This window comes from Streptomyces sp. IBSBF 3136 (assembly GCF_036815105.1).
Lineage (GTDB): Bacteria > Actinomycetota > Actinomycetes > Streptomycetales > Streptomycetaceae > Streptomyces.
Genome location: NZ_JAJSZC010000001.1, coordinates 103,455 through 121,142 on the forward strand (window position 1 = coordinate 103,455; position 17,688 = coordinate 121,142).

Sequence of the window (17,688 nt, forward strand, 5' to 3'; positions counted from 1 at the left end):
CGCCACGGCGGCCGGCCCCCGGTGCGCGCCTTCACCGGGCCCGCACGGCAAGCGATTTCACCGCCCGGGCCAAGAGAGCGGCCGCCGGCACGCAGACGGCAGCAGGGCAGCGGACGGCACGCGTCTGGCGGGCCGTCCGACCACCGCCGTACGGTGAGATCACGCTTTCTCCCACCCCCTGCCCGAAGGCGGTTGCCGATGGCCCTGTTCGACCTCCCGATCGACGAACTGCGCGCGTACCACGGGGAGTCGGGCGCGCCCGAGGACTTCGACGCCTTCTGGGGCAAGACGCTCCAGAAGGCGCGCGAGCACGAACTGGACGTCCGCTTCGAGCCGGTGGACACCGGGCTTTCCACCGTGCGGGTCCTCGACGTGACGTTCGCCGGGTTCGGCGGCCACCCGGTCCGTGGCTGGCTGCGGCTGCCCGCCGCGGCCTCCGAACCGCTCCCGCTGGTGGTGGAGTTCATCGGCTACGGCGGAGGGCGCGGACTCGCGCACGAGAAGCTGCTGTGGGCGTCCACGGGCCGGGCGCACTTCGTGATGGACACCCGCGGGCAGGGCAGCGCCTGGGGCGGCGGTGGCGGCACGACGGACCCGGTGGGCGCCGCGCCCGCGTACCCCGGGTTCATGACGCGGGGTGTCGACGCACCGGAGAACTACTACTACCGCCGGGTGTTCACCGACGCCGTACGCGCCGTCGAGGCGGCCCGTACGCACCCCCTGACGGACGCCGCGCGCACCGCGGTGATCGGTGAGAGCCAGGGCGGCGGCATCGCGCTCGCCGTCGGCGGGCTCGTCCCGGACCTGGTCGCGGTCGCCCCGGACGTGCCGTTCCTGTGCGACTTCCCGCGCGCCGTGACGGTCACGGACCGGCATCCGTACCGGGAGATAGGTCTGTTCCTCAAGACGCACCGCGGCCGGGCGGCCGACGTCCTGCGCACCCTCTCCTACTTCGACGGCGTGCACTTCGCGGCGCGCGGCCGGGCCCCCGCCCTCTTCTCGGCGGCCCTGGAGGACCAGACCTGCCCGCCGTCCACGGTGTTCGCGGCGTTCAACGCCTGGGCCCACGAGGACAAGGCGATCGAAGTGTACGAGTTCAACGACCACGAGGGCGGTGGCCCGTTCCAGGAGGAACGCAAGCTGCGCTGGCTGCGCTCGTACGCCTGAGAGGTACGCAGGCCGTGCCGACTGCGCTCGTACGCCTGAAAGGTGCGCAGGCCGTGCAGGCTGCGCACCTACGCCTGCGGGGCGGCGGGTCCGCCGGCGGGCTTTCGGACACAACCGGTCCGGCGCCGGCGTCGGGTTCACCGGCCCCGGACGGGGTCCGGCGGGCCGCACGGAGGGCCGGTGGGCCCGCGGCTCACGGGCGGTCGCGGCGGGGCGGTGCGGGCGAGCGCCACTGGCGACCCGCTGTGACGGGTGGATAGCGCAGGGTGGGTTTCGGCCGAACCGGCGGACCGCTCTTCCCTTGTGGTTTAGACCAATGCTAGATGTGGTCGCGCAATGAGCCCGCACGGCTACGTCTTGTCACCAACAGGAGGCGCGGCATGGCCCGCACCACCCCGCACGACCCCCCGCAGACCGACGGCCGGCCCCTGTACTGGAGGGTCGCGTCCCTACTGCTGGACGAACTGCACGACGGCACCATCCCGCCCGGCGAACGGCTGCCGGGCGAGCGCCATCTGGCCCGGCACTTCGAGGTCAGCCGGGAGACCGTCCGGCAGGCCCTCGAGGTGCTGCGCCGCGGCGGCGTCGTCACCACCGACCGGCGCGGCAGCCACGCGACCCTGCCCGGGGGCCCGGTCGAGGATCCGGCCTCCCTCACCTTCCCGGTCGGTGCCCGGACGGCCGACCCCTGGGCGGTGGACCGGGCGACGGTGGCCTGGGAGGCACCCCCGCCGGACCACGCGACGGCGCTGCGCCTGGCCCCGTGCCGACCGACGCTGGTGCACCGCTACCGGTCGGCCACGCCGGACGGCCGGTCGCTGCGCACCGCGGTGACCTCGTTCTCCGCCGTGGCGCTGGCCGAGGTCGCGGAGCTGGGCCGCTACCGGGACCGGGCCGACGGCGCCACCCCCGCGCAGTTGCGCCGGGCCTACGACTGGATGCGCAAGGCCGGCCTGACGCTGCACCACCGGGACTCCATCACCCAGCTCGGCGACGCCTCGTCGGTCCGGGTGACCCGGCGGGTGCACGACCAGTACGCGCGCCCGCTGGAGATAACCGAGCTGGTGGTGGACGCCGAACGGGACGCGCTGGTCTACGAGTTCACGCTGCCTGCCGCGGGCTGACCCGGGCCGCCCGCGGCCGTCCGGCGTGCCACCACCAGCCGGGCGCGCGGGCCGCCGTCGGCGCGCCGCCCGAACTCGGGGAGCGCCCGCAGCTCGACCGCGAGACCGGCGCGTCCCAGCTCCGCCAGGACGTCACCGAGCCGGAAGGCCCGGTAGTACATGACGAACGGCGGTCGCCACAGGACGTTGCGCACCCGCATCACCGTGTCGAAGCCGAGCAGCGTCCAGTAGCCGAGGCCGGAGGGCCGGGGCGGGGCGAGGACCGGGAAGGCGAACCGCCCGCCCGGCCGCAGCACCGAGTGCACCTGGCCGAACAGTCCGGGCAGTTCGCGGGGCAGGAAGTGCCCGAACGCCCCGAAGCTGACCACCAGGTCGAAGGCGGCGGTGAACGGCAGGGCCCGGGCGTCGCCGCGCACCCAGGCGACGTCCGGGCCCGCGGCCGGACCGCGCCGCCGGGCCACGTCGAGCATCCCCGCGCTGAAGTCGAGGCCGGTGACGCCGCGGCGGCACAGCCGGGCCAGGACACCGGTCCCTGCGCCGGTGCCGCAGCACAGGTCGAGCCCGTCGTGGAACGGCCCGAGCGGGCGCAGCGCCTCGGCGACGGAGTCAAGCAGTCGCTCGGAGGTCCGGAAGGGGGTGTGGTCGAACTTCGGGGCCAGCAGGTCGTAGCCGTGCTCGACGGACGACAGTGCCTGCACGGCGAGTTCGCGCAGTGTGGGGCCGTCGGGACCGAACATCACGCCGCTCCGGGGGTGATCCGCTGCTCCAGGACCCCGAGAACGCGCTCGCACCAGCGCAGGATGTCCTCCTCGAAGGCGATACCGGCCATGAGGGTGAGGTAGGGGCCGATCCGGTCGGCCGTGCGCAGGTACTCCTCCTCGGTCCGCCCGTCCAGGAGGCGTTCACGCACCCGCTCGTAGCGGTCGCGCTTGCCGCGCGCCCAGCCCCTGCGCTCCTCGACCAGGGCCCGGGTCGCCGCCGGGTCGCCGCCGTCCATGGCCTGGATCTTGATGAGGAGTTCGTCGCGCACGGCGGTGGGCCGCTTCGGCGGTTCGGCGGCGAAGGAGCGCAACTGGCTCCGGCCGGCCTCGGTGAGGGTGAACATGCGCTTGTTGGGCCGGCGTTCCTGCTGCACCGTCCGGGCCTCGACGAGCCCGTCCTGCGCCAGGCGTTCCAGCTCCCGGTACAGCTGCTGCGGGGTGGCCGGCCAGAAGTTCGCGAGCGAGACGTCGAACACCTTGGACAGTTCGTAGCCCGAGGCCTCGCCCTCCAGCAGGGCGGCCAGGACGGCGTACTTCAGCGACATGTGGACACGCTAGCAGCAGGCGACTAATCTCCTCCGCACCTATTCAATTAGTTGACTATACGAGGTGATCGGATGCGCGCGTTCCGCGAGGCGGTCGAGGCGGGCGACCTGGACGCCGTCGAGGCGCTGCTGGCCGACGATGTCGTCTTCACCAGCCCGGTCGTCTTCAAGCCGTACCACGGCAAGGCGATCACCGCGGCGATCCTGCGCGCGGTCTCCGAGGTGTTCCAGGACTTCCGGTACACCCGGGAGATCGGCGCCCCGGACGGCCCGGAGCACGCGCTGGTCTTCACGGCCCGGGTCGGCGAGCGGGAGCTGACCGGCTGCGACTTCCTGCGGGTGAACGAGGCCGGTCTGATCGAGGACTTCATGGTCATGGTGCGTCCGCTGTCGGGCGCCCACGCCCTCGCCGAGGCCATGGGCGCGCGGTTCGAGCAGATCGCGAAGGAGGCGGCGGCCCGGTCCCTCTGACCTGCGCCGGGCCGACCGGCCGTTCAGTCCTTGAGCTGTTCGAGGGTGGCCCTGGTGTCCGTCTTCAGCCAGTCGGACACGTCGCTGATCCCGGGCGGGGTCTTGTCCTGGGAGTAGGAGCTGAGGTAGGCGCTGTAGCTCATCGTGTACGTCACCCAGCCGTCGCGCACGGCGAGGGTGGCGTAGCGCGAGCCGCTGGAGGACCCGCTGGTGGTGTCCTGGCTGACCAGGTAGGCCTCGTCACCGATGCCCTTGACCTCGTTGACGTCGTAACCGGTGTGGCTCTCGTCGTAGTTCTTCCAGGTGGCCGTGAACTCCGGCCCGGGGTCGGTGCTGCGGTGGAGGTCGACCTGGATGGACAGATAGGCGTCCGCGTAGGAGGAGCCGGTCTTCTTGAGGTTGACGCTGCAGAAACTCTCGTCCAGCGCCTTCTCCTTGAGGGAGTTGTGGGTCGGCGAGGAGTCGCTCTCGGGGTACTCGTCCTTGAAGGACGAGTAGTCGGCCTTCGAGCACATGTCGGAGGGCGCCGAGTAGCCGCGCAGGTCGGCGCTGTCGCCCCGGCCGCCGACCAGGAACACACCGGCCGCCCAGGCGACGGAGGCGACGACCGCGCCGACGGCGACCCACAGCACCGCCCGCCCGGCTCCGCCACCGCCGGACGGCGGGGTCGGCACCTGCGCGTACTGCGGCGGCTGCGCGTAGGGATTCCCGGGCACACCCACCTGCGGCTGCCCCGGCTGCCCGACGAGCGTCGGCTGCGCGTAGAAGGCTCCCGGCGGAGGTGACTGCGGATGCGGGTAGGAGTAGGCCGCGGGCTGAGCAGGTATCACCGGCTGGGGCGCGGGCTGGCCCGGCTGTGGCGCGGGCTGGCCCGGCTGTGGCGCGGGCTGACCCGGCTGGGGTGCGGGCTGCGCGGGTTGCGGCGCGGAGGGCCCCGGCTGCGGGTCGGGCTGCGGCGCGGAAGCCGCGGGTTGCGGTGTGGGCCGGTCGTCCGGCTGCGGGGGCTGGGGTGGCGTGGACATGTCGTGACAATAGAGCAGGTCCACCGGTCAAGTCCCTTGTGGACCTGGATCGTTATGGTGTGCGGACATCTGATGCGGACCGGTGACACGTCAGGACACGCGACTCGGTACGGTCGCCCGCTCGACACCTCGGGAACAGGCCGCGCACAAGAGGTGTTGACGTAATCGAAGCGGCGCCGTGCCGTGCAGTGGTACGGTGCTTGCGGTACTCGTGCTCGCCCCCTTGAGGGCGCCGGTGCCGTTCTCCTCTCTTGGCGCTGATCCGGCCGTCGTCTCGCGACCCGGCGCGTCAGCCGCCTCTCATCACCTCGTCGCGGGGTGCTGTTCCCGTGGTCGCCCGGAGGCACCTACGCCCTCCCGTCGCGCGGCCCGCTTCCTCCCTCCCCCCTCTGCTTCCTCCCGTACCCGAGTCCGTGAAAGGACCACCATGACCACCACACTCGAACCCCCGCACGTACAGCGGGCGCCGGCCGCGCCGACCGTCGCCGGTGTCCTCGACATCGACGCGCACGGGAAGGGGCACCTGCGGGCCGTGACCTGCCTGTCCTCCCCCGCCGACCCGCAGGTGCCACCCGCGCTGATCCGCCGTCACGGCCTGCGCGGGGGTGACCTCGTCGAGGGCGTGCGCGGGGCGCAGCGCGCGCTGACCGAGGTCACGCGCGTCAACGGGGGCGACCCTGACGACTCGCGGGGCCGTCGCCGCTTCCAGGACCTCACCCCGCTCCACCCGCACGAGCGGATCCGGCTCGAGCACCCGGCGTCCGGTGCGGCCGGACGCGTCGCCGACCTGTTCGCGCCGGTCGGCAAGGGCCAGCGCGGGCTGATCGTCGCTCCGCCGAAGAGCGGCAAGACCGTGCTGCTCCAGCAACTGGCCGCCGCCGTGGCCGGCAACCACCCCGAGTGCCGGCTGATGGTCGTCCTACTGGACGAGCGGCCCGAGGAGGTCACCGAGATGTGCCGCTCGGTGCGCGGCGAGGTGTACGCCTCCACCTTCGACCGGGCGCCCAAGGAGCACATCGCCCTGGCGGAGCTGGTCATCGAGCGGGCCAAGCGGCTCGTCGAGGCCGGCGAGGACGTCGTCATACTGCTGGACTCGCTGACCCGGCTGTGCCGGGCGCACAACAACGCGGCGGCCGCCGGCGGCCGCACCCTGAGCGGCGGTGTCGACGCGGGCGCGCTGCTCGGGCCCAAGCGGTTCTTCGGTGCCGCCCGCGCGGCCGAGGAGGGCGGCTCGCTCACCATCCTCGCCACCGTCCTGGTGGACACCGGCTCCCGCGCCGACGGCTACTTCTTCGAGGAGCTGAAGGGCACCGGCAACATGGAGCTGCGCCTGGACCGGGAGGCGGCCGCCCGGCGCCTCTTCCCGGCCGTGGACATCGACGCCACGGGTACCCGCCGCGAGGAACTCCTCCTCACTCCGGCCGAGTTGACGGCCACCCGGGGACTGCGCCGAGCGCTGCGCTCCCGGGAGGGCGGGCCGGCCGCCCTGGAGACGCTGCTGGAGCGGATGCGGGAGACGCCCGGCAACGCCGCCTTCCTGCGCCGCGTCCAGCCGACGCTGCCGGCGGGCTGAGCCGCGCCCGGGGCGGCCGCGTGCGGCATCCGGGTTGCTCCACTGGGCCGTCCGGCCCGGGCAGCGCGCCACTCCGCGCCATCCTTCTTAGGTTGATCGTATGATCACCGGATTCTCTCGTCGGACGGCCGTCTCCGCCTGTTCCCTGTGTGTGGCGGGTGTGCTGGCACTCTCGCCGGCCGCCGCCGCCACCGCGCACCGTGCGGGGGATCCCGCGCCCCCACGACCACGGGCGGCCGTGCCGCAGCCGTCCCTGCTCTTCCACCCGGGCACCCAGGTCCGGACCCGCCGCGGTGCCCCGGAAGTGCCGGAGGTCTCCGCGCTCTCCTGGGTGGTGGCCGACGCCGGAAGCGGCGAGGTCCTGGCCGCGAACGCCGCGCACCGCAGGCTGCCGCCCGCCAGCACCCTGAAGACCCTGTTCGCCCTCACCGTGCTGCCCGGCCTGCCCGCCACCCGGCAGCACACGGTCCGGTACGAGGAACTGGAGGACGTGGGCGAGGGCAGCAGCCTGGTCGGTGTCGAGGAGGGCCACACCTACCAGGTGGCCGACCTGTGGCGCGGCGTCTTCCTCAGCTCCGGCAACGACGCCGTGCACGTGCTCGCCTCGCTGGGCGGCGGCTGGCAGCGCACCGCCACCAGGATGCAGGCCAAGGCCCGCGCGCTGGGCGCCCTGGACACCCATGTGGTCTCCCCCGACGGCTACGACGCCGACGGGCAGGTCTCCTCCGCCTTCGACCTGGCGGTCTTCGGGCGCGAGGGCCTGCGCAACCCCGACTTCGCCCGGTACTGCTCCACCGCGCACGCCCAGTTCCCCGGCGACGGATGGCCGTACGCGATCGAGAACACCAACCGGCTGCTGACCGGCGAGGACGGCGTGGCGCCGTATCCGGGGCTGGTCGGCATCAAGAACGGCTACACGAGCAACGCGGGCAACACCCTCGTCGCCGCCGCGCGCCGGGACGGCCGCACCCTCGTCGTCACGGTGATGAACCCGCAGGACGGCGGGGGGTTCGAGGTCTACGAGGAGGCCCGTCAGCTGCTCGACTGGGGTTTCGCGGCGGCCGGGCGGGTGGATCCGGTCGGCTCGCTGGACGCGCTGCGCGCCGCCTCCCCCGCCGGTGCGTCCGCGGCGCCCGTGGCGGCGACGGCCGGGCCGGCGCCGGACGACGACTCGGGCTGGACGGGCACCGCGGCCGTCGCCGGGCTCGCGGGGCTCGGCGCGTGGGCCGTGACACGGGCGCTCAAGGCCAAGCACGGCCGGAGCACCGACGGCTGAGCGACCGGCAGGCCGAGCAGCAGACCGAGCGTGATCCACGTGTAGGCGTTGCCGCCGACGAACCCGTCGGGGCCGGAGGCGTCGTCGAACCAGAGCCACACCACGCTGGTGCACAGCACCGCGTACAGGGCGCCCGCGAGCCGCGGGTGCCCGGCCCGCGCCAGGACCACGAAGGCAGGCAGCAGCCACACCAGGTGGTGCACCCAGGTGATCGGGCTGACCAGACAGGCCGCCGCCCCGGTGAGGGCGAAGGCCGCCGCCCAGTTCCCGGCCGCCGCGGCCCGACCGGCGCGCCACGCCCACACGCAGAGCACCAGCAGGACCGCCGCGGCCCACGGCGCGCGGTCCGGTTCACCGAGCCGGGCGAGGACGCCCTGGAGCGACTGGTTCGAGACGTAGTCGAGACGGCCGACCCGGCCGGTGTCCCACAGCGCCCGGGTCCAGTAGTAGCGCGACGCGTCCGGGTCCGCCCAGGCGGCGAGCCCCGTCGCGGCGAGGGCCACGGCGGCCGCCACCGCCGCCGCGCGCCACCGCCGGGCGAGCAGCAGCAGGCCGATGAACAGCGCGGGCGTCAGCTTCACGGCCGCGGCGAGCCCGGTCCCGGCGCCCGCCCAGCGGTCCCGCCCGGCCGACAACAGCCGGCAGTCGGTGAGGACCAGGGCGAGGAGCACCAGGTTCACCTGGCCGAAGCTGAAGGTGTCCCGCAGCGGCTCGAACAGGGCCAGCGCGCACAGGGCGAGCGACCACCGGTACCAGCCGTACCGCCGGCGTCCCGGCCCGGCCAGGATCCGCAGCACCACCGCCAGCGCGGCCAGGTTCACCAGCAGGGAGGCGGCGATCGCGGCCGGCCTGCCCAGCGCGGCCAGCGGCAGCAGCGCGAGGGCCGCGAACGGCGGGTACGTGAAGCCGTACGCCGTCCCCGGCACCCGGTAGTCGTAGATGCGGCCGCCATGGGCCAGCCAGGTGTGCACGGTCCCGTAGTAGACGCGCAGGTCGAAGAAGTCGCGCAGCAGCGGGACGGTCGCCGTGAACGCGCTGACGGCGGCGGCCAGCGTGAGGACGAGCAGCAGCCGTCCCCGGTCGGTGCGCGGTGCCGGCCGGACGCTCATGCGGTGCGTCCCGGCACGGGCGTACGGGCGCTCTGGTGGGCCTGCCACAGGACGACCAGGCCGAGCAGCGCGCCGGAGACGGCGAGCACCAGCCGGCCGGGGTCCGCCGGTCCGCCGCTGGGCAGTACGGCGAGGGCGAGGACGCCGGCCAGGGCGGCGACCCGATGCCGTACCGGGGCGCTCTGTCCGGCGGCCGCGATCAGGAACAGGCCCCAGAGCACGTACCAGGGGCGGATCGCGGGGCCGAGGACGGCGACGGCCAGCAGGCTCAGGCCGAGGGCGTACACCGGGTGCGGGCGCAGCCGCAGCCAGATCAGCAGGACGGCGACCGCGGTGGCCGCCAGGCCGAGCAGGTGCCAGGCCGGGATCGCCAGCGGGGCCAGGCCGCTGCCGAGGTGTTCGAGCAGGGCGCGGGTGACCCGGCCGAGCAGGCTGGTGAGCGCCCAGTTGTGCGGGGAGACGGGGGTGGTCAGGGCGTGGACCCAGCCGTACCCCGTGCCGGCCACGGCGGTCGCGGTGACCGTGGTCGCCGCGGCGGTGGCCGCCGTGACCGCGATCGCGTGCGACGGGCGCCGGCCGGAGCGGACCAGCAGGGCCACGACGGCGAGCAGGCCGAGCGCGGCGGGCGCCTTGACCAGGGCCGCCGATGTGACGAGCACGGCCCCGAGGACGGGCCACCGGCCGCACGCCGCGACCAGGCCGAGCCCCAGCAGGCCGAGCATGAGCGCGTCGTTGTGGGCGCCCGCGACGAGGTGCAGCAGGACCAGCGGGTTGAGGGCGCCGAGCCACAGGGCGGCGGCCGGGTCGGCGCCACTGTGCCGGGCCAGCCGGGGCAGCGCCACGGCCATGAGCGCCACGCCGAGCACCGCGAGCAGGCGCATGCCGAGCAGCCCCGCGGGCAGCCGGCCGTGGGTCAGGCCGGACAGGACGGAGGCCAGGGCCAGGAAGGCCGGTCCGTAGGGGGCGGCCGTGTGCTGCCACACCGGGGCGACCTCGTCGGCCAGCGGGCCGCCGAGCTGGGCGGGGCCCTGGGTGTACACGTCCATGTGGGCGTCGACCATGGCGCCCTGCGCGAGGTAGCTGTAGACGTCCCGGCTGAACAGCGGCGGGGCGAGCAGCAGGGGAGCCGCCCAGACGGCCAGGACCAGCAGCAGGGACCGCTGGGCGGGCGGGCGCGGCCCGCGCACCAGCCGCCCGAGGAGCATCCACGCGGCGGTCAGCAGGACGACGCCGAAGTAGACCGCGACCAGCCCGAGCGCGGCCTGTGCGGAGGCGGGCGCGAGGTGGTCCCGGACGGGCAGGGCGCCCGCGGTCTCACCGCCCAGGGCGAGGAACGCGGTACCGGCCAGGCCGAGCACCTGACAGCGGCGGAGGTCGACGGGGAAGGTCTTGGCCGGCACGCGGGCAGCGTGGCAACGCGGGATGGCCGCGAGACGACGCGGGACCCTCCGGGCCGGGGCCGCCGGGTGACCGGTCGGTGGCCCGCGCGGGCAGACGCGTCAACAACCCTGCGGGTCAATACACCTAGAACACGGACAGGCCGGTCAGCGTCGTGAACCGGTCCAGGGCGGCCACGCCCGCCACCGAGTTGCCGCGTTCGTCGAGACCCGGGCTCCACACGCACAGCGTGCACCGGCCCGGCACGACCGCGATGATCCCGCCGCCCACCCCGCTCTTGCCGGGCAGGCCGACCCGGTAGGCGAAGTCGCCGGCCGCGTCGTACGTGCCGCAGGTCAGCATCACCGCGTTGACCTGCTTGGCCTGGCTGCGGGTGAGCAGCCGGGTGCCGTCGGAGCGGATGCCGTGCCGGGCGAGGAAGGTGGTGGCGAGGGCCAGGTCGGCGCAGGAGGCGGCGATGGAGCACTGCCGGAAGTACTGGTCGAGCAGGACGGGCACGTCGTTGTCGATGTTGTGGTAGGACGCCATGAAGTGCGCGAGGGCCGCGTTCCGGTCGCCGCCGGCGTTCTCGGAGGCCGCGACCTCCTTGTCGAAGTCCAGCGCGGGGTTGCCGCTCTCGGCGCGCAGGAAGGCCAGCAGTTCCCCGGAGGCGTCCCCGGTGCGGGTCTGGAGGCGGTCGGTCACGACGAGCGCGCCCGCGTTGATGAAAGGATTCCTCGGGATGCCGTTCTCGTACTCCAGCTGCACCAGCGAGTTGAACGGGTTGCCCGAGGGTTCCCGGCCGACGTGCTCCCAGAGTTCGTCGCCCTCGCGGGCCAGGTCGAGGGCGAGCGTGAAGACCTTGGTGATGGACTGCGTCGAGAAGGGCTGCCGCCACTCCCCCACCCCGTACACGGTGCCGTCCAGCTCGGCGACGGCCATGCCGAAGCTGCGGGGATCGCGGGCCGCGAGGGCCGGGATGTAGTCGGCGGGACGCCCGCGGCCGGGCGTGCGCTCCATCTCCTCGGCGATGCGCTCCAGGACCGGCAGGAAGGCGAGGGACGACGTCGTTGTCATGATCACCATTGTGCCTCCGGCCGGTCCGGACGTGTAACCGCGCGAGCCCGCGCCGGGGCCCGCGCGAACCCCGGTGGAGGTCAGGCGGCGGGTGCCTCGGTGCCGGCGACGATCTCGGGGCGCAGCAGGTCGGCCAGCCGCTCGGCGGGCAGCAGGCCCTTCTCCAGCACCAGCTCGGCCACGCCGCGGCCGGTGGCCAGGGCCTCCTTGGCGATGTCGGTGGCGGCCGTGTACCCGATGTGCGGGTTGAGCGCGGTGACCAGGCCGATGGAGTTCTCCACGGTCGCGCGCAACACCTCGGTGTTGGCGGTGATGCCGTTCACGCAGCGCTCGGCGAGGGTCAGGCAGGCGCGGCGCAGATGGGTGATCGACTCGGAGAGGGAGTGCAGGATGATCGGCTCGAAGGCGTTGAGCTGGAGCTGCCCGGCCTCCGCGGCCATGGTGATGGCCACGTCGTTGCCGATCACCTCGAAGGCGACCTGGTTGACGACCTCGGGGATCACCGGGTTGACCTTGCCCGGCATGATCGACGAACCCGCCTGGACCGGCGGAAGGTTGATCTCGCCCAGGCCGGCGCGCGGGCCCGAGGAGAGCAGCCGCAGGTCGTTGCAGCTCTTGGAGAGCTTGACGGCGATCCGCTTGAGCACGCCCGACATCTGGACGAAGGCGCCGCAGTCCTGGGTGGCCTCGACCAGGTTGGCCGCGGTGACCAGGGGCAGCCCGGTGATCGCGGCGAGGTGCCTGCGGGCGGCCTCGGCGTAGCCGGCCGGGGCGTTCAGTCCGGTGCCGATGGCGGTGGCGCCGAGGTTGATCTCCTGGATCAGCTCCACCGCCTCGGCGAGCCGGCTGCGGTCCTCGTCCAGCATCACGGCGAAGGCCGAGAACTCCTGGCCGAGGGTCATCGGCACCGCGTCCTGGAGCTGGGTGCGGCCCATCTTCAGCACGTCGCGGAACTCGACGGCCTTGTGCGCGAAGGAGTCCTGGAGGACGGCCATCGCCTTGAGCAGGCCGTGCACCGCGAACACCGTCGCGATCTTGACGGCGGTGGGGTAGACGTCGTTGGTCGACTGGCCGAGGTTGACGTCCTCGTTGGGGTGCAGGTGCGCGTACTCGCCCTTGGCGTGGCCGAGCAGTTCCAGTGCGCGGTTGGCCACGACCTCGTTGGCGTTCATGTTGGTCGAGGTGCCCGCGCCGCCCTGGATGACGTCCACGACGAACTGGTCGTGCAGCTCGCCGGCGCGTATCTCCCGGCAGGCGGCGACGATCGCGGCGGCCTTGCGGGGCTCCAGCAGGCCGAGTTCCTCGTTGGCGAGGGCGGCGGCCTCCTTGACGGCGGCCAGGGCGTCGATCAGGTGCGGGTAGGCGGCGATCGGGGTGCCGGTGATCGGGAAGTTCTCCGTCGCGCGCAGGGTGTGGACACCCCAGTAGGCGTCGGCGGGTACGTCCCGGTCGCCTAGCAGGTCGTGCTCGCTACGGGTGGCGGCGGTCATGAGGGTGCGGGACCACTTTCTGGTGTCTGGGGTACGGGAGTGACGGCGCCCCGGGCGGGGGCGCGGGGCGTCACCGGCGGGGCGGTCAGGCGCAGGCCGGCAGCTCGACGGGGTCCAGCGCGCGCACCGGCCGCACGGAGCCGACCGGCTCCCCGCCGCCGAGCAGCGGCTCACCGGCGAACCCGGTCAGCAGGGCCGGGTCGACGCCCGCCCGGGCCAGCGCGGCCGCCGCGACCGGGACGCGCGCCCGGTTCGCGCCGTCGGCGATCTTGACGGCGACGGCCCGGCCGTCGGGCAGCGCGGCCACCTGGACGCCCTCGAAGCCGTCCTTGGCGAGCAGCCCGGGCACCGCCCGCATCAGCGCGGCCACGTCGCGCCGGGTGCCGGAGGCCGTCTCGGCGTGCTCGCGCATCGCGTCCGCCACCCGGGCCTCGGGCGTGCCCGGGGCGGCCGAGGTGATGCGGGAGAGGGCGCGGGCGAGGCCGTGCAGGGATATGGCGAACAGGGGTGCGCCGCAGCCGTCCACGGTGACCCCGGCCGCCCGCTGGCCGGTCAGGTCCTCGACGGTGTCGGCGACGGCCCGCTGGAGCGGGTGCGCGGCGTCCAGGTAGTCCGTCAGGGACCAGCCGTTGAGCCGGGCGGTCCACAGCATGGCGGCGTGCTTGCCGGAGCAGTTCTGGGCGAGGCGGGAGGGCTGCCTGCCGGCGCGGACCCAGGCGTCCCGCTCGACGGGGTCGTACGGCATGTCGGGCACGTTGCGCAGGTCGTCCTCGGTGAGCCCGGCGAGTTCGAGGATCCGGCGGGTGCCGGCGAGGTGGCGCTCCTCGCCGGAGTGGCTCGCGGCCGCCAGCGAGAGCAGGTCGCCGTCGAGCGGCAGCCCGGCCCGCAGCATGGCCACGGCCTGGACGGGCTTGAGGGCCGAGCGCGGGTAGAACGCGGCCTCGATGTCGCCGAGCTGCAGCTTGACCCGGCCGTCGACGTCGAGGACGACGACGGAGCCGTAGTGGATGCCCTCGACGACCCCGCCGCGGACGAGGTGGGCGACGGGGGCGTGGAGGGGCTCGCGGATCAGGGGTGCGTCCGCGGGGGAACCGTTGTACATGGCTGCCTGCTTGTCGGGGGTCGCGGCGCGGGTCACGCGCCGGCGCCGGTGGGATACGTGCGCGCCGGGACCGGGTGCCGGCTCGTGTGCGCGGGGTTCTTCGGGGCCGGGCCGCGCGTCCTCGGCGGGCGCGGGGCGCGGCCGGTGGGGTGCGGGCCCGGGGCGGGCGCCGGCCAGGTCGCGGTGCGTGGGGCACTCATGCCGCGGGCCCGCCCGCCGCGGAGTCCGGGCGCCCGGCTCGCACGATGTCGGTCAGGGTGGTCTCGACGCGGTCGAGGTGGTGGCTCATCGCCTCGACGGCGTCGTGCTCGGAGCCGTCGATCAGCGCCTCGACGATCGCCCGGTGCTCCCGGTCGGACTGCTCGCGCCGCCCGCCCAGCTCGTTCAGGAAGGCCGACTGGCGCGCCAGCGCGTCGCGGATCTCCTCGATGACCCGGCGGAAGACCGGGTTCTGGGCGGCCTCGGCGACGGCGAGGTGGAAGAGGCTGTCCATCGCGACCCACGCGGTGGTGTCGGTCTCCCGCTCCATCCGGTCCAGGAGGTGGGCCAGGCGGTCCAGGTCCTCCGGGGTGCGGCGCACGGCGGCGTACCCGGCGACCGGAAGCTCGATGTGGCGGCGCACCTCCAGCAGGTCGCTGGCCGCGTAGTCGCCGAACGTGGGGTCCTCGACCGTGCTCGCGACGACGAAGGTGCCCTTGCCGGTGCGGGAGACCGTCAGGCCCATCGTCTGCAGCGCGCGCAGCGCCTCGCGCAGGACGGGCCGGGACACCTCCAGGGTGCGGCACAGCTCGGCCTCGGAGGGCAGCTTGTCGCCGATGGTGTACTCGCCGCGCTCGATGGCGCCGCGGAGGTGGCCGAGGACCGCTTCCATGGCGCTGACGCGCCGCGGTACCGACACACCTGTCTGGCTGTCTGACAGGTTCACGGGAGCGATCCTGCGACGCGCGGCGGCAGGCTGTCAAGCGGGTCGTATGAAAACATTCACGGGGTGGGGGGGGGGGGGGGGGGGGGGGGGGGGGCGGGGGGGGGGGGGGGGGGGGGGGGGGGGGGGGGGGGGGGGGGGGGGGGGGGGGNCCCCCCCCCCCCCCCCCCCCCCCCCCCCCCCCCCCCCCCCCCCCCCCCCCCCCCCCCCCCACCCCGTGGGTGATCAGCGGTCTTCGCTCAGCTGCTGAGGGTGCCGGTGGCGAGCAAGCCGAGGAGCGCGCCGCCGATGACGATCCGGTAGATCACGAAGGCGTTGAAGGAGTGCTTGGCGACGAACTTCAGCAGCCAGGCGATGGAGGCGTAGGCGACCACGAAGGAGACGATGGTGCCGATGGCGAGTGGCGCGGCACCGACGCCCGCGCCGAGGGCGTCCTTGAGCTCGTAGATGCCGGCGCCGGTGAGGGCCGGGATGCCGAGGAAGAAGGACAGGCGGGTGGCGGCGACCCGGTCCAGGTCCCGGATGAGCGCGGTGGACATGGTGGCGCCGGAGCGGGAGAAGCCGGGGAACAGCAGGGCGAGGATCTGCGAGCAGCCGACCCACATCGCGTCCTTGAACGAGGTGTCGTCCTCACCGCGCTTGTGCCGGCCCATCTGGTCGGCGGCCCACATCACGCCGGAACCGACGATCAGGGAGGCGGCGACCACCCAGAGCGAGGCGAGGGGACCTTCGATCAGCGGCTTGGCCGCGAGGCCCACCACGACGATCGGGATGGTCGCGGCGATCACCCACCAGGCGAACTTGTAGTCGTGGTGGTAGCGCTCCTCGCGGTTGGTCAGACCGCGGAACCAGGCGGAGACGATCCGCTTGATGTCTTTGAAGAAGTACACGAGCACGGCGGCGATGGCGCCGACCTGGATGACGGCCGAGAAACCGACGACGGACTTGTCGTCGACGGGGATGTTCATGAGCCCCTCGGCGATCTTGAGGTGGCCGGTGGAGGACACGGGGAGGAACTCGGTCACCCCCTCGACTACTCCGAGGACGACGGCTTGACCGACGGAGATGGCGCTCATGGGATCCAGTTCTGAGGAGAGTTGGTCGACAGTGCTGTAGACAGTACTTACTATGCCCGGCCGTACGCCAAGCGCCTAGCTCCAGAGGGCGCCGGCGAGGCCGACGCCCGCGAAGGCGGCCGCGAGCCCCGCCGCCACGCTCGCGACGACGTTGGCGGCAGCGTAGAGCCCCGCGCCCGCCTCGGTCAGCCGCAGGGTCTCGTAGGAGAACGTCGAGTACGTCGTCAGGGCTCCGCACAGACCGGTGCCGATCAGCAGCTGGAGGTGCGGACCTGCGGCTCCGGCCGAGACGGCACCGGTGAGCAGCCCCAGGATCAGGCTGCCGGTGACGTTCACCACGAAGGTGCCCCAGGGGAAGACCGAGTCGTGCCTGGCCTGGACGGCACGGTCGGTGAGATAGCGCAGGGGGGCGCCGACCACGGCCCCGGCGATCACCAGCAGCCAGTTCACTACGGCTTCTTACCCTTCGCCCCGTCCGGGCCGGGCGCACGCCCCACGTACCGGATGACCTCGCACTCGTCCAGGGTCACCAGACCCTCGGTGACCAGTTCGTCCAGCTGCGGCAGGAACGCCCGGACACGCTCCTCGGTGTCCACCACGACGATCGCCACCGGCAGGTCCTCGCTCAGGGAGAGCAGCCGGGAGGTGTGGATACGGGAGGAGGCGCCGAACCCCTCGATGCCGCGGAAGACGCTGGCCCCGGCGAGGCCGGCCGCGTGCGCGCGGTGCACGATCTCGGAGTAGAGGGGCTTGTGGTGCCAGGTGTCGTCCTCGCCGATGTGGACGGTGAGCCGCAGGGCCCGGCCGCCGAGTGCTGTCATCGCTGCCTCCGGACGAGGACCGTGCGGGCGGCGACCGAGGCCAGCCACACCGCCGCGAGCGCCGCGACGAGGGTCGCGACGAGGTAGGCGAGACCGGTGCGGGGGTGGCCGGCGCCGATCAGCTTGCGGATGTCGACGGCGTAGGTGGAGAAGGTGGTGAAGCCGCCGAGCACACCGGTGCCGAAGAAGGGGCGCACCAGCCGGTGCGCGGCCCGGACGTCGGTGATCAGCACCATGAACACACCCATGACGGCGCAGCCGGTGACGTTGGTCCAGAAGGTCGCCCAGGGGAAGCCGCCGGCCGGCGTGGGCCAGGCCAGGGTGAGCCCGTAGCGTGCCACGGCGCCGAGGGCGCCGCCCGCCGCGACCACCGCCACGACGGGGCCCTGGGCACGCCACTCGGACCGCCGCGCGGGTGCCGGGCGGGCGCGGAGGCTCTCGGCTTCCGGGGCTGTCATGCTGTGCGTCTCCTGTCCGGGCCGCCCTCACGGGTGATCGTGGCCGGGCACCAGCGTACCGCCGGGTCAGCGGGCGGCGGGCAGCGCGCAGACCGCGATCCCCGGCTCCCAGAGGCTGCCGAGCACCAGGTGCCGGCCGGCCCGGCAGACGCTGGTGACCATGCGGAAGCCGGAACGGCGGCGGGTGAGGCGGTGGACGGTGGCGCCGTCGTCGTCCAGGGCCATCACCCCGATCGTGCCGCCCGGGCGGAAGGGGGCGTGCACGGCGGCCCGGGCGGCGGTGCGGCGCACGGCGGCGGGGGCGCGGTGCAGCAGGT

The 17,688-nt window shown here is 73.9% G+C and carries 17 protein-coding genes and 2 pseudogenes; 5 read left to right on the plus strand and 14 right to left on the minus strand.

Annotated features, from left to right (window positions below):
• Positions 1-198: 198 nt before the first annotated feature.
• Positions 199-1,167, plus strand: coding sequence for an acetylxylan esterase (locus tag V7E45_RS00415; RefSeq protein ID WP_333772032.1), 969 nt, complete (start codon positions 199-201; stop codon positions 1,165-1,167).
• Between the two features lie 380 nt (positions 1,168-1,547).
• Positions 1,548-2,291, plus strand: a complete 744-nt coding sequence (locus tag V7E45_RS00420) for a GntR family transcriptional regulator (protein ID WP_333772033.1) — start codon at positions 1,548-1,550, stop codon at positions 2,289-2,291.
• Here V7E45_RS00420 and V7E45_RS00425 read toward each other — a convergent pair.
• Together V7E45_RS00425 and V7E45_RS00430 are read right to left on the minus strand one after the other, a co-directional pair.
• Positions 2,261-3,028 carry a class I SAM-dependent methyltransferase gene (locus tag V7E45_RS00425; protein WP_333772034.1) on the minus strand — a complete coding sequence of 256 codons (768 nt, stop codon included), beginning with the start codon at positions 3,026-3,028 and terminating at the stop codon, positions 2,261-2,263. The genes V7E45_RS00420 and V7E45_RS00425 overlap by 31 nt on opposite strands.
• Positions 3,028-3,597, minus strand: a complete 570-nt coding sequence (locus V7E45_RS00430) for a PadR family transcriptional regulator (RefSeq protein ID WP_333772035.1) — start codon at positions 3,595-3,597, stop codon at positions 3,028-3,030. Before V7E45_RS00430 ends, V7E45_RS00425 begins: the two co-directional genes overlap by 1 nt.
• 72 nt (positions 3,598-3,669) lie before the next feature.
• On the opposite strand from V7E45_RS00430, the gene V7E45_RS00435 reads away from it, so the two are divergent.
• The gene (locus V7E45_RS00435) at positions 3,670-4,068 is read left to right on the plus strand and encodes a nuclear transport factor 2 family protein (RefSeq protein WP_333772036.1); all 399 of its coding nucleotides are present in this window, start codon (positions 3,670-3,672) and stop codon (positions 4,066-4,068) included.
• A 23-nt stretch (positions 4,069-4,091) separates the two neighbouring features.
• Here the strand turns inward: V7E45_RS00435 and V7E45_RS00440 are convergent, their stop codons facing one another.
• Positions 4,092-5,090, minus strand: a complete 999-nt coding sequence (locus V7E45_RS00440) for a hypothetical protein (protein WP_333772037.1) — start codon at positions 5,088-5,090, stop codon at positions 4,092-4,094.
• A 427-nt stretch (positions 5,091-5,517) separates the two neighbouring features.
• Between V7E45_RS00440 and rho the strand changes: the two genes are divergently transcribed.
• Positions 5,518-6,663, plus strand: a complete 1,146-nt coding sequence (gene rho / locus V7E45_RS00445; RefSeq protein WP_333772038.1) for a transcription termination factor Rho — start codon at positions 5,518-5,520, stop codon at positions 6,661-6,663.
• 100 nt (positions 6,664-6,763) lie between these two features.
• Positions 6,764-7,597 (plus strand): annotated as a pseudogene (locus V7E45_RS00450) (D-alanyl-D-alanine carboxypeptidase family protein); the annotation flags it as partial.
• A 98-nt stretch (positions 7,598-7,695) separates the two neighbouring features.
• Here V7E45_RS00450 and V7E45_RS00455 read toward each other — a convergent pair.
• The 11 genes and pseudogenes from V7E45_RS00455 to V7E45_RS00505 all read right to left on the minus strand — a co-directional run.
• The gene (locus tag V7E45_RS00455) at positions 7,696-9,048 is read right to left on the minus strand and encodes a glycosyltransferase 87 family protein (RefSeq protein WP_333772039.1); all 1,353 of its coding nucleotides are present in this window, start codon (positions 9,046-9,048) and stop codon (positions 7,696-7,698) included.
• On the minus strand, positions 9,045-10,448 hold the full coding sequence (gene mptB, locus V7E45_RS00460) for a polyprenol phosphomannose-dependent alpha 1,6 mannosyltransferase MptB (protein WP_333772040.1): 1,404 nt from the start codon (positions 10,446-10,448) through the stop codon (positions 9,045-9,047). The genes V7E45_RS00455 and mptB overlap by 4 nt, the downstream gene beginning before the upstream one ends.
• A 124-nt stretch (positions 10,449-10,572) precedes the next feature.
• Positions 10,573-11,511, minus strand: a complete 939-nt coding sequence (locus tag V7E45_RS00465) for a glutaminase (RefSeq protein WP_333772041.1) — start codon at positions 11,509-11,511, stop codon at positions 10,573-10,575.
• Positions 11,512-11,582: 71 nt separating this feature from the next.
• A complete protein-coding gene (aspA, locus tag V7E45_RS00470) occupies positions 11,583-12,992 on the minus strand; it encodes an aspartate ammonia-lyase (protein ID WP_333772042.1) in 1,410 nt (469 codons plus the stop codon).
• An 85-nt stretch (positions 12,993-13,077) separates the two neighbouring features.
• On the minus strand, positions 13,078-14,094 hold the full coding sequence (locus V7E45_RS00475) for an asparaginase (RefSeq protein ID WP_333772043.1): 1,017 nt from the start codon (positions 14,092-14,094) through the stop codon (positions 13,078-13,080).
• Positions 14,095-14,290: 196 nt separating this feature from the next.
• Positions 14,291-15,019 (minus strand): FadR/GntR family transcriptional regulator, encoded by a 729-nt coding sequence (locus V7E45_RS00480; RefSeq protein WP_333772044.1) that lies wholly within the window; start codon positions 15,017-15,019, stop codon positions 14,291-14,293.
• A gap of 236 nt (positions 15,020-15,255) precedes the next feature.
• Positions 15,256-16,092: an undecaprenyl-diphosphate phosphatase gene (locus V7E45_RS00485; protein WP_333772045.1), complete on the minus strand. Its 837-nt coding sequence runs from the start codon at positions 16,090-16,092 to the stop codon at positions 15,256-15,258.
• A gap of 75 nt (positions 16,093-16,167) precedes the next feature.
• Positions 16,168-16,542 (minus strand): fluoride efflux transporter CrcB, encoded by a 375-nt coding sequence (crcB, locus tag V7E45_RS00490; protein ID WP_333772046.1) that lies wholly within the window; start codon positions 16,540-16,542, stop codon positions 16,168-16,170.
• The gene (locus V7E45_RS00495) at positions 16,542-16,913 is read right to left on the minus strand and encodes a DUF190 domain-containing protein (RefSeq protein ID WP_333772047.1); all 372 of its coding nucleotides are present in this window, start codon (positions 16,911-16,913) and stop codon (positions 16,542-16,544) included. Before V7E45_RS00495 ends, crcB (V7E45_RS00490) begins: the two co-directional genes overlap by 1 nt.
• A complete protein-coding gene (gene crcB, locus V7E45_RS00500; protein ID WP_333772048.1) occupies positions 16,910-17,371 on the minus strand; it encodes a fluoride efflux transporter CrcB in 462 nt (153 codons plus the stop codon). The genes V7E45_RS00495 and crcB (V7E45_RS00500) overlap by 4 nt, the downstream gene beginning before the upstream one ends.
• A gap of 66 nt (positions 17,372-17,437) precedes the next feature.
• Positions 17,438-17,688 (minus strand): annotated as a pseudogene (locus tag V7E45_RS00505) (SMP-30/gluconolactonase/LRE family protein); the annotation flags it as partial.

What these genes read in the sequence shown, in the direction of transcription:
- aspA (WP_333772042.1), bottom strand. Translation starts at nt 12,992, where the DNA reads ATGACCGCCGCCACCCGTAGCGAGCACGACCTGCTAGGCGACCGGGAC.
- V7E45_RS00485 (WP_333772045.1), bottom strand. Translation starts at nt 16,092, where the DNA reads ATGAGCGCCATCTCCGTCGGTCAAGCCGTCGTCCTCGGAGTAGTCGAG.
- V7E45_RS00440 (WP_333772037.1), bottom strand. Translation starts at nt 5,090, where the DNA reads ATGTCCACGCCACCCCAGCCCCCGCAGCCGGACGACCGGCCCACACCG.
- V7E45_RS00495 (WP_333772047.1), bottom strand. Translation starts at nt 16,913, where the DNA reads ATGACAGCACTCGGCGGCCGGGCCCTGCGGCTCACCGTCCACATCGGC.
- V7E45_RS00465 (WP_333772041.1), bottom strand. Translation starts at nt 11,511, where the DNA reads ATGGTGATCATGACAACGACGTCGTCCCTCGCCTTCCTGCCGGTCCTG.
- rho (WP_333772038.1), top strand. Translation starts at nt 5,518, where the DNA reads ATGACCACCACACTCGAACCCCCGCACGTACAGCGGGCGCCGGCCGCG.
- crcB (WP_333772048.1), bottom strand. Translation starts at nt 17,371, where the DNA reads ATGACAGCCCCGGAAGCCGAGAGCCTCCGCGCCCGCCCGGCACCCGCG.
- V7E45_RS00475 (WP_333772043.1), bottom strand. Translation starts at nt 14,094, where the DNA reads ATGTACAACGGTTCCCCCGCGGACGCACCCCTGATCCGCGAGCCCCTC.
- V7E45_RS00415 (WP_333772032.1), top strand. Translation starts at nt 199, where the DNA reads ATGGCCCTGTTCGACCTCCCGATCGACGAACTGCGCGCGTACCACGGG.
- V7E45_RS00455 (WP_333772039.1), bottom strand. Translation starts at nt 9,048, where the DNA reads ATGAGCGTCCGGCCGGCACCGCGCACCGACCGGGGACGGCTGCTGCTC.
- V7E45_RS00425 (WP_333772034.1), bottom strand. Translation starts at nt 3,028, where the DNA reads ATGTTCGGTCCCGACGGCCCCACACTGCGCGAACTCGCCGTGCAGGCA.
- V7E45_RS00420 (WP_333772033.1), top strand. Translation starts at nt 1,548, where the DNA reads ATGGCCCGCACCACCCCGCACGACCCCCCGCAGACCGACGGCCGGCCC.
- V7E45_RS00435 (WP_333772036.1), top strand. Translation starts at nt 3,670, where the DNA reads ATGCGCGCGTTCCGCGAGGCGGTCGAGGCGGGCGACCTGGACGCCGTC.
- V7E45_RS00430 (WP_333772035.1), bottom strand. Translation starts at nt 3,597, where the DNA reads ATGTCGCTGAAGTACGCCGTCCTGGCCGCCCTGCTGGAGGGCGAGGCC.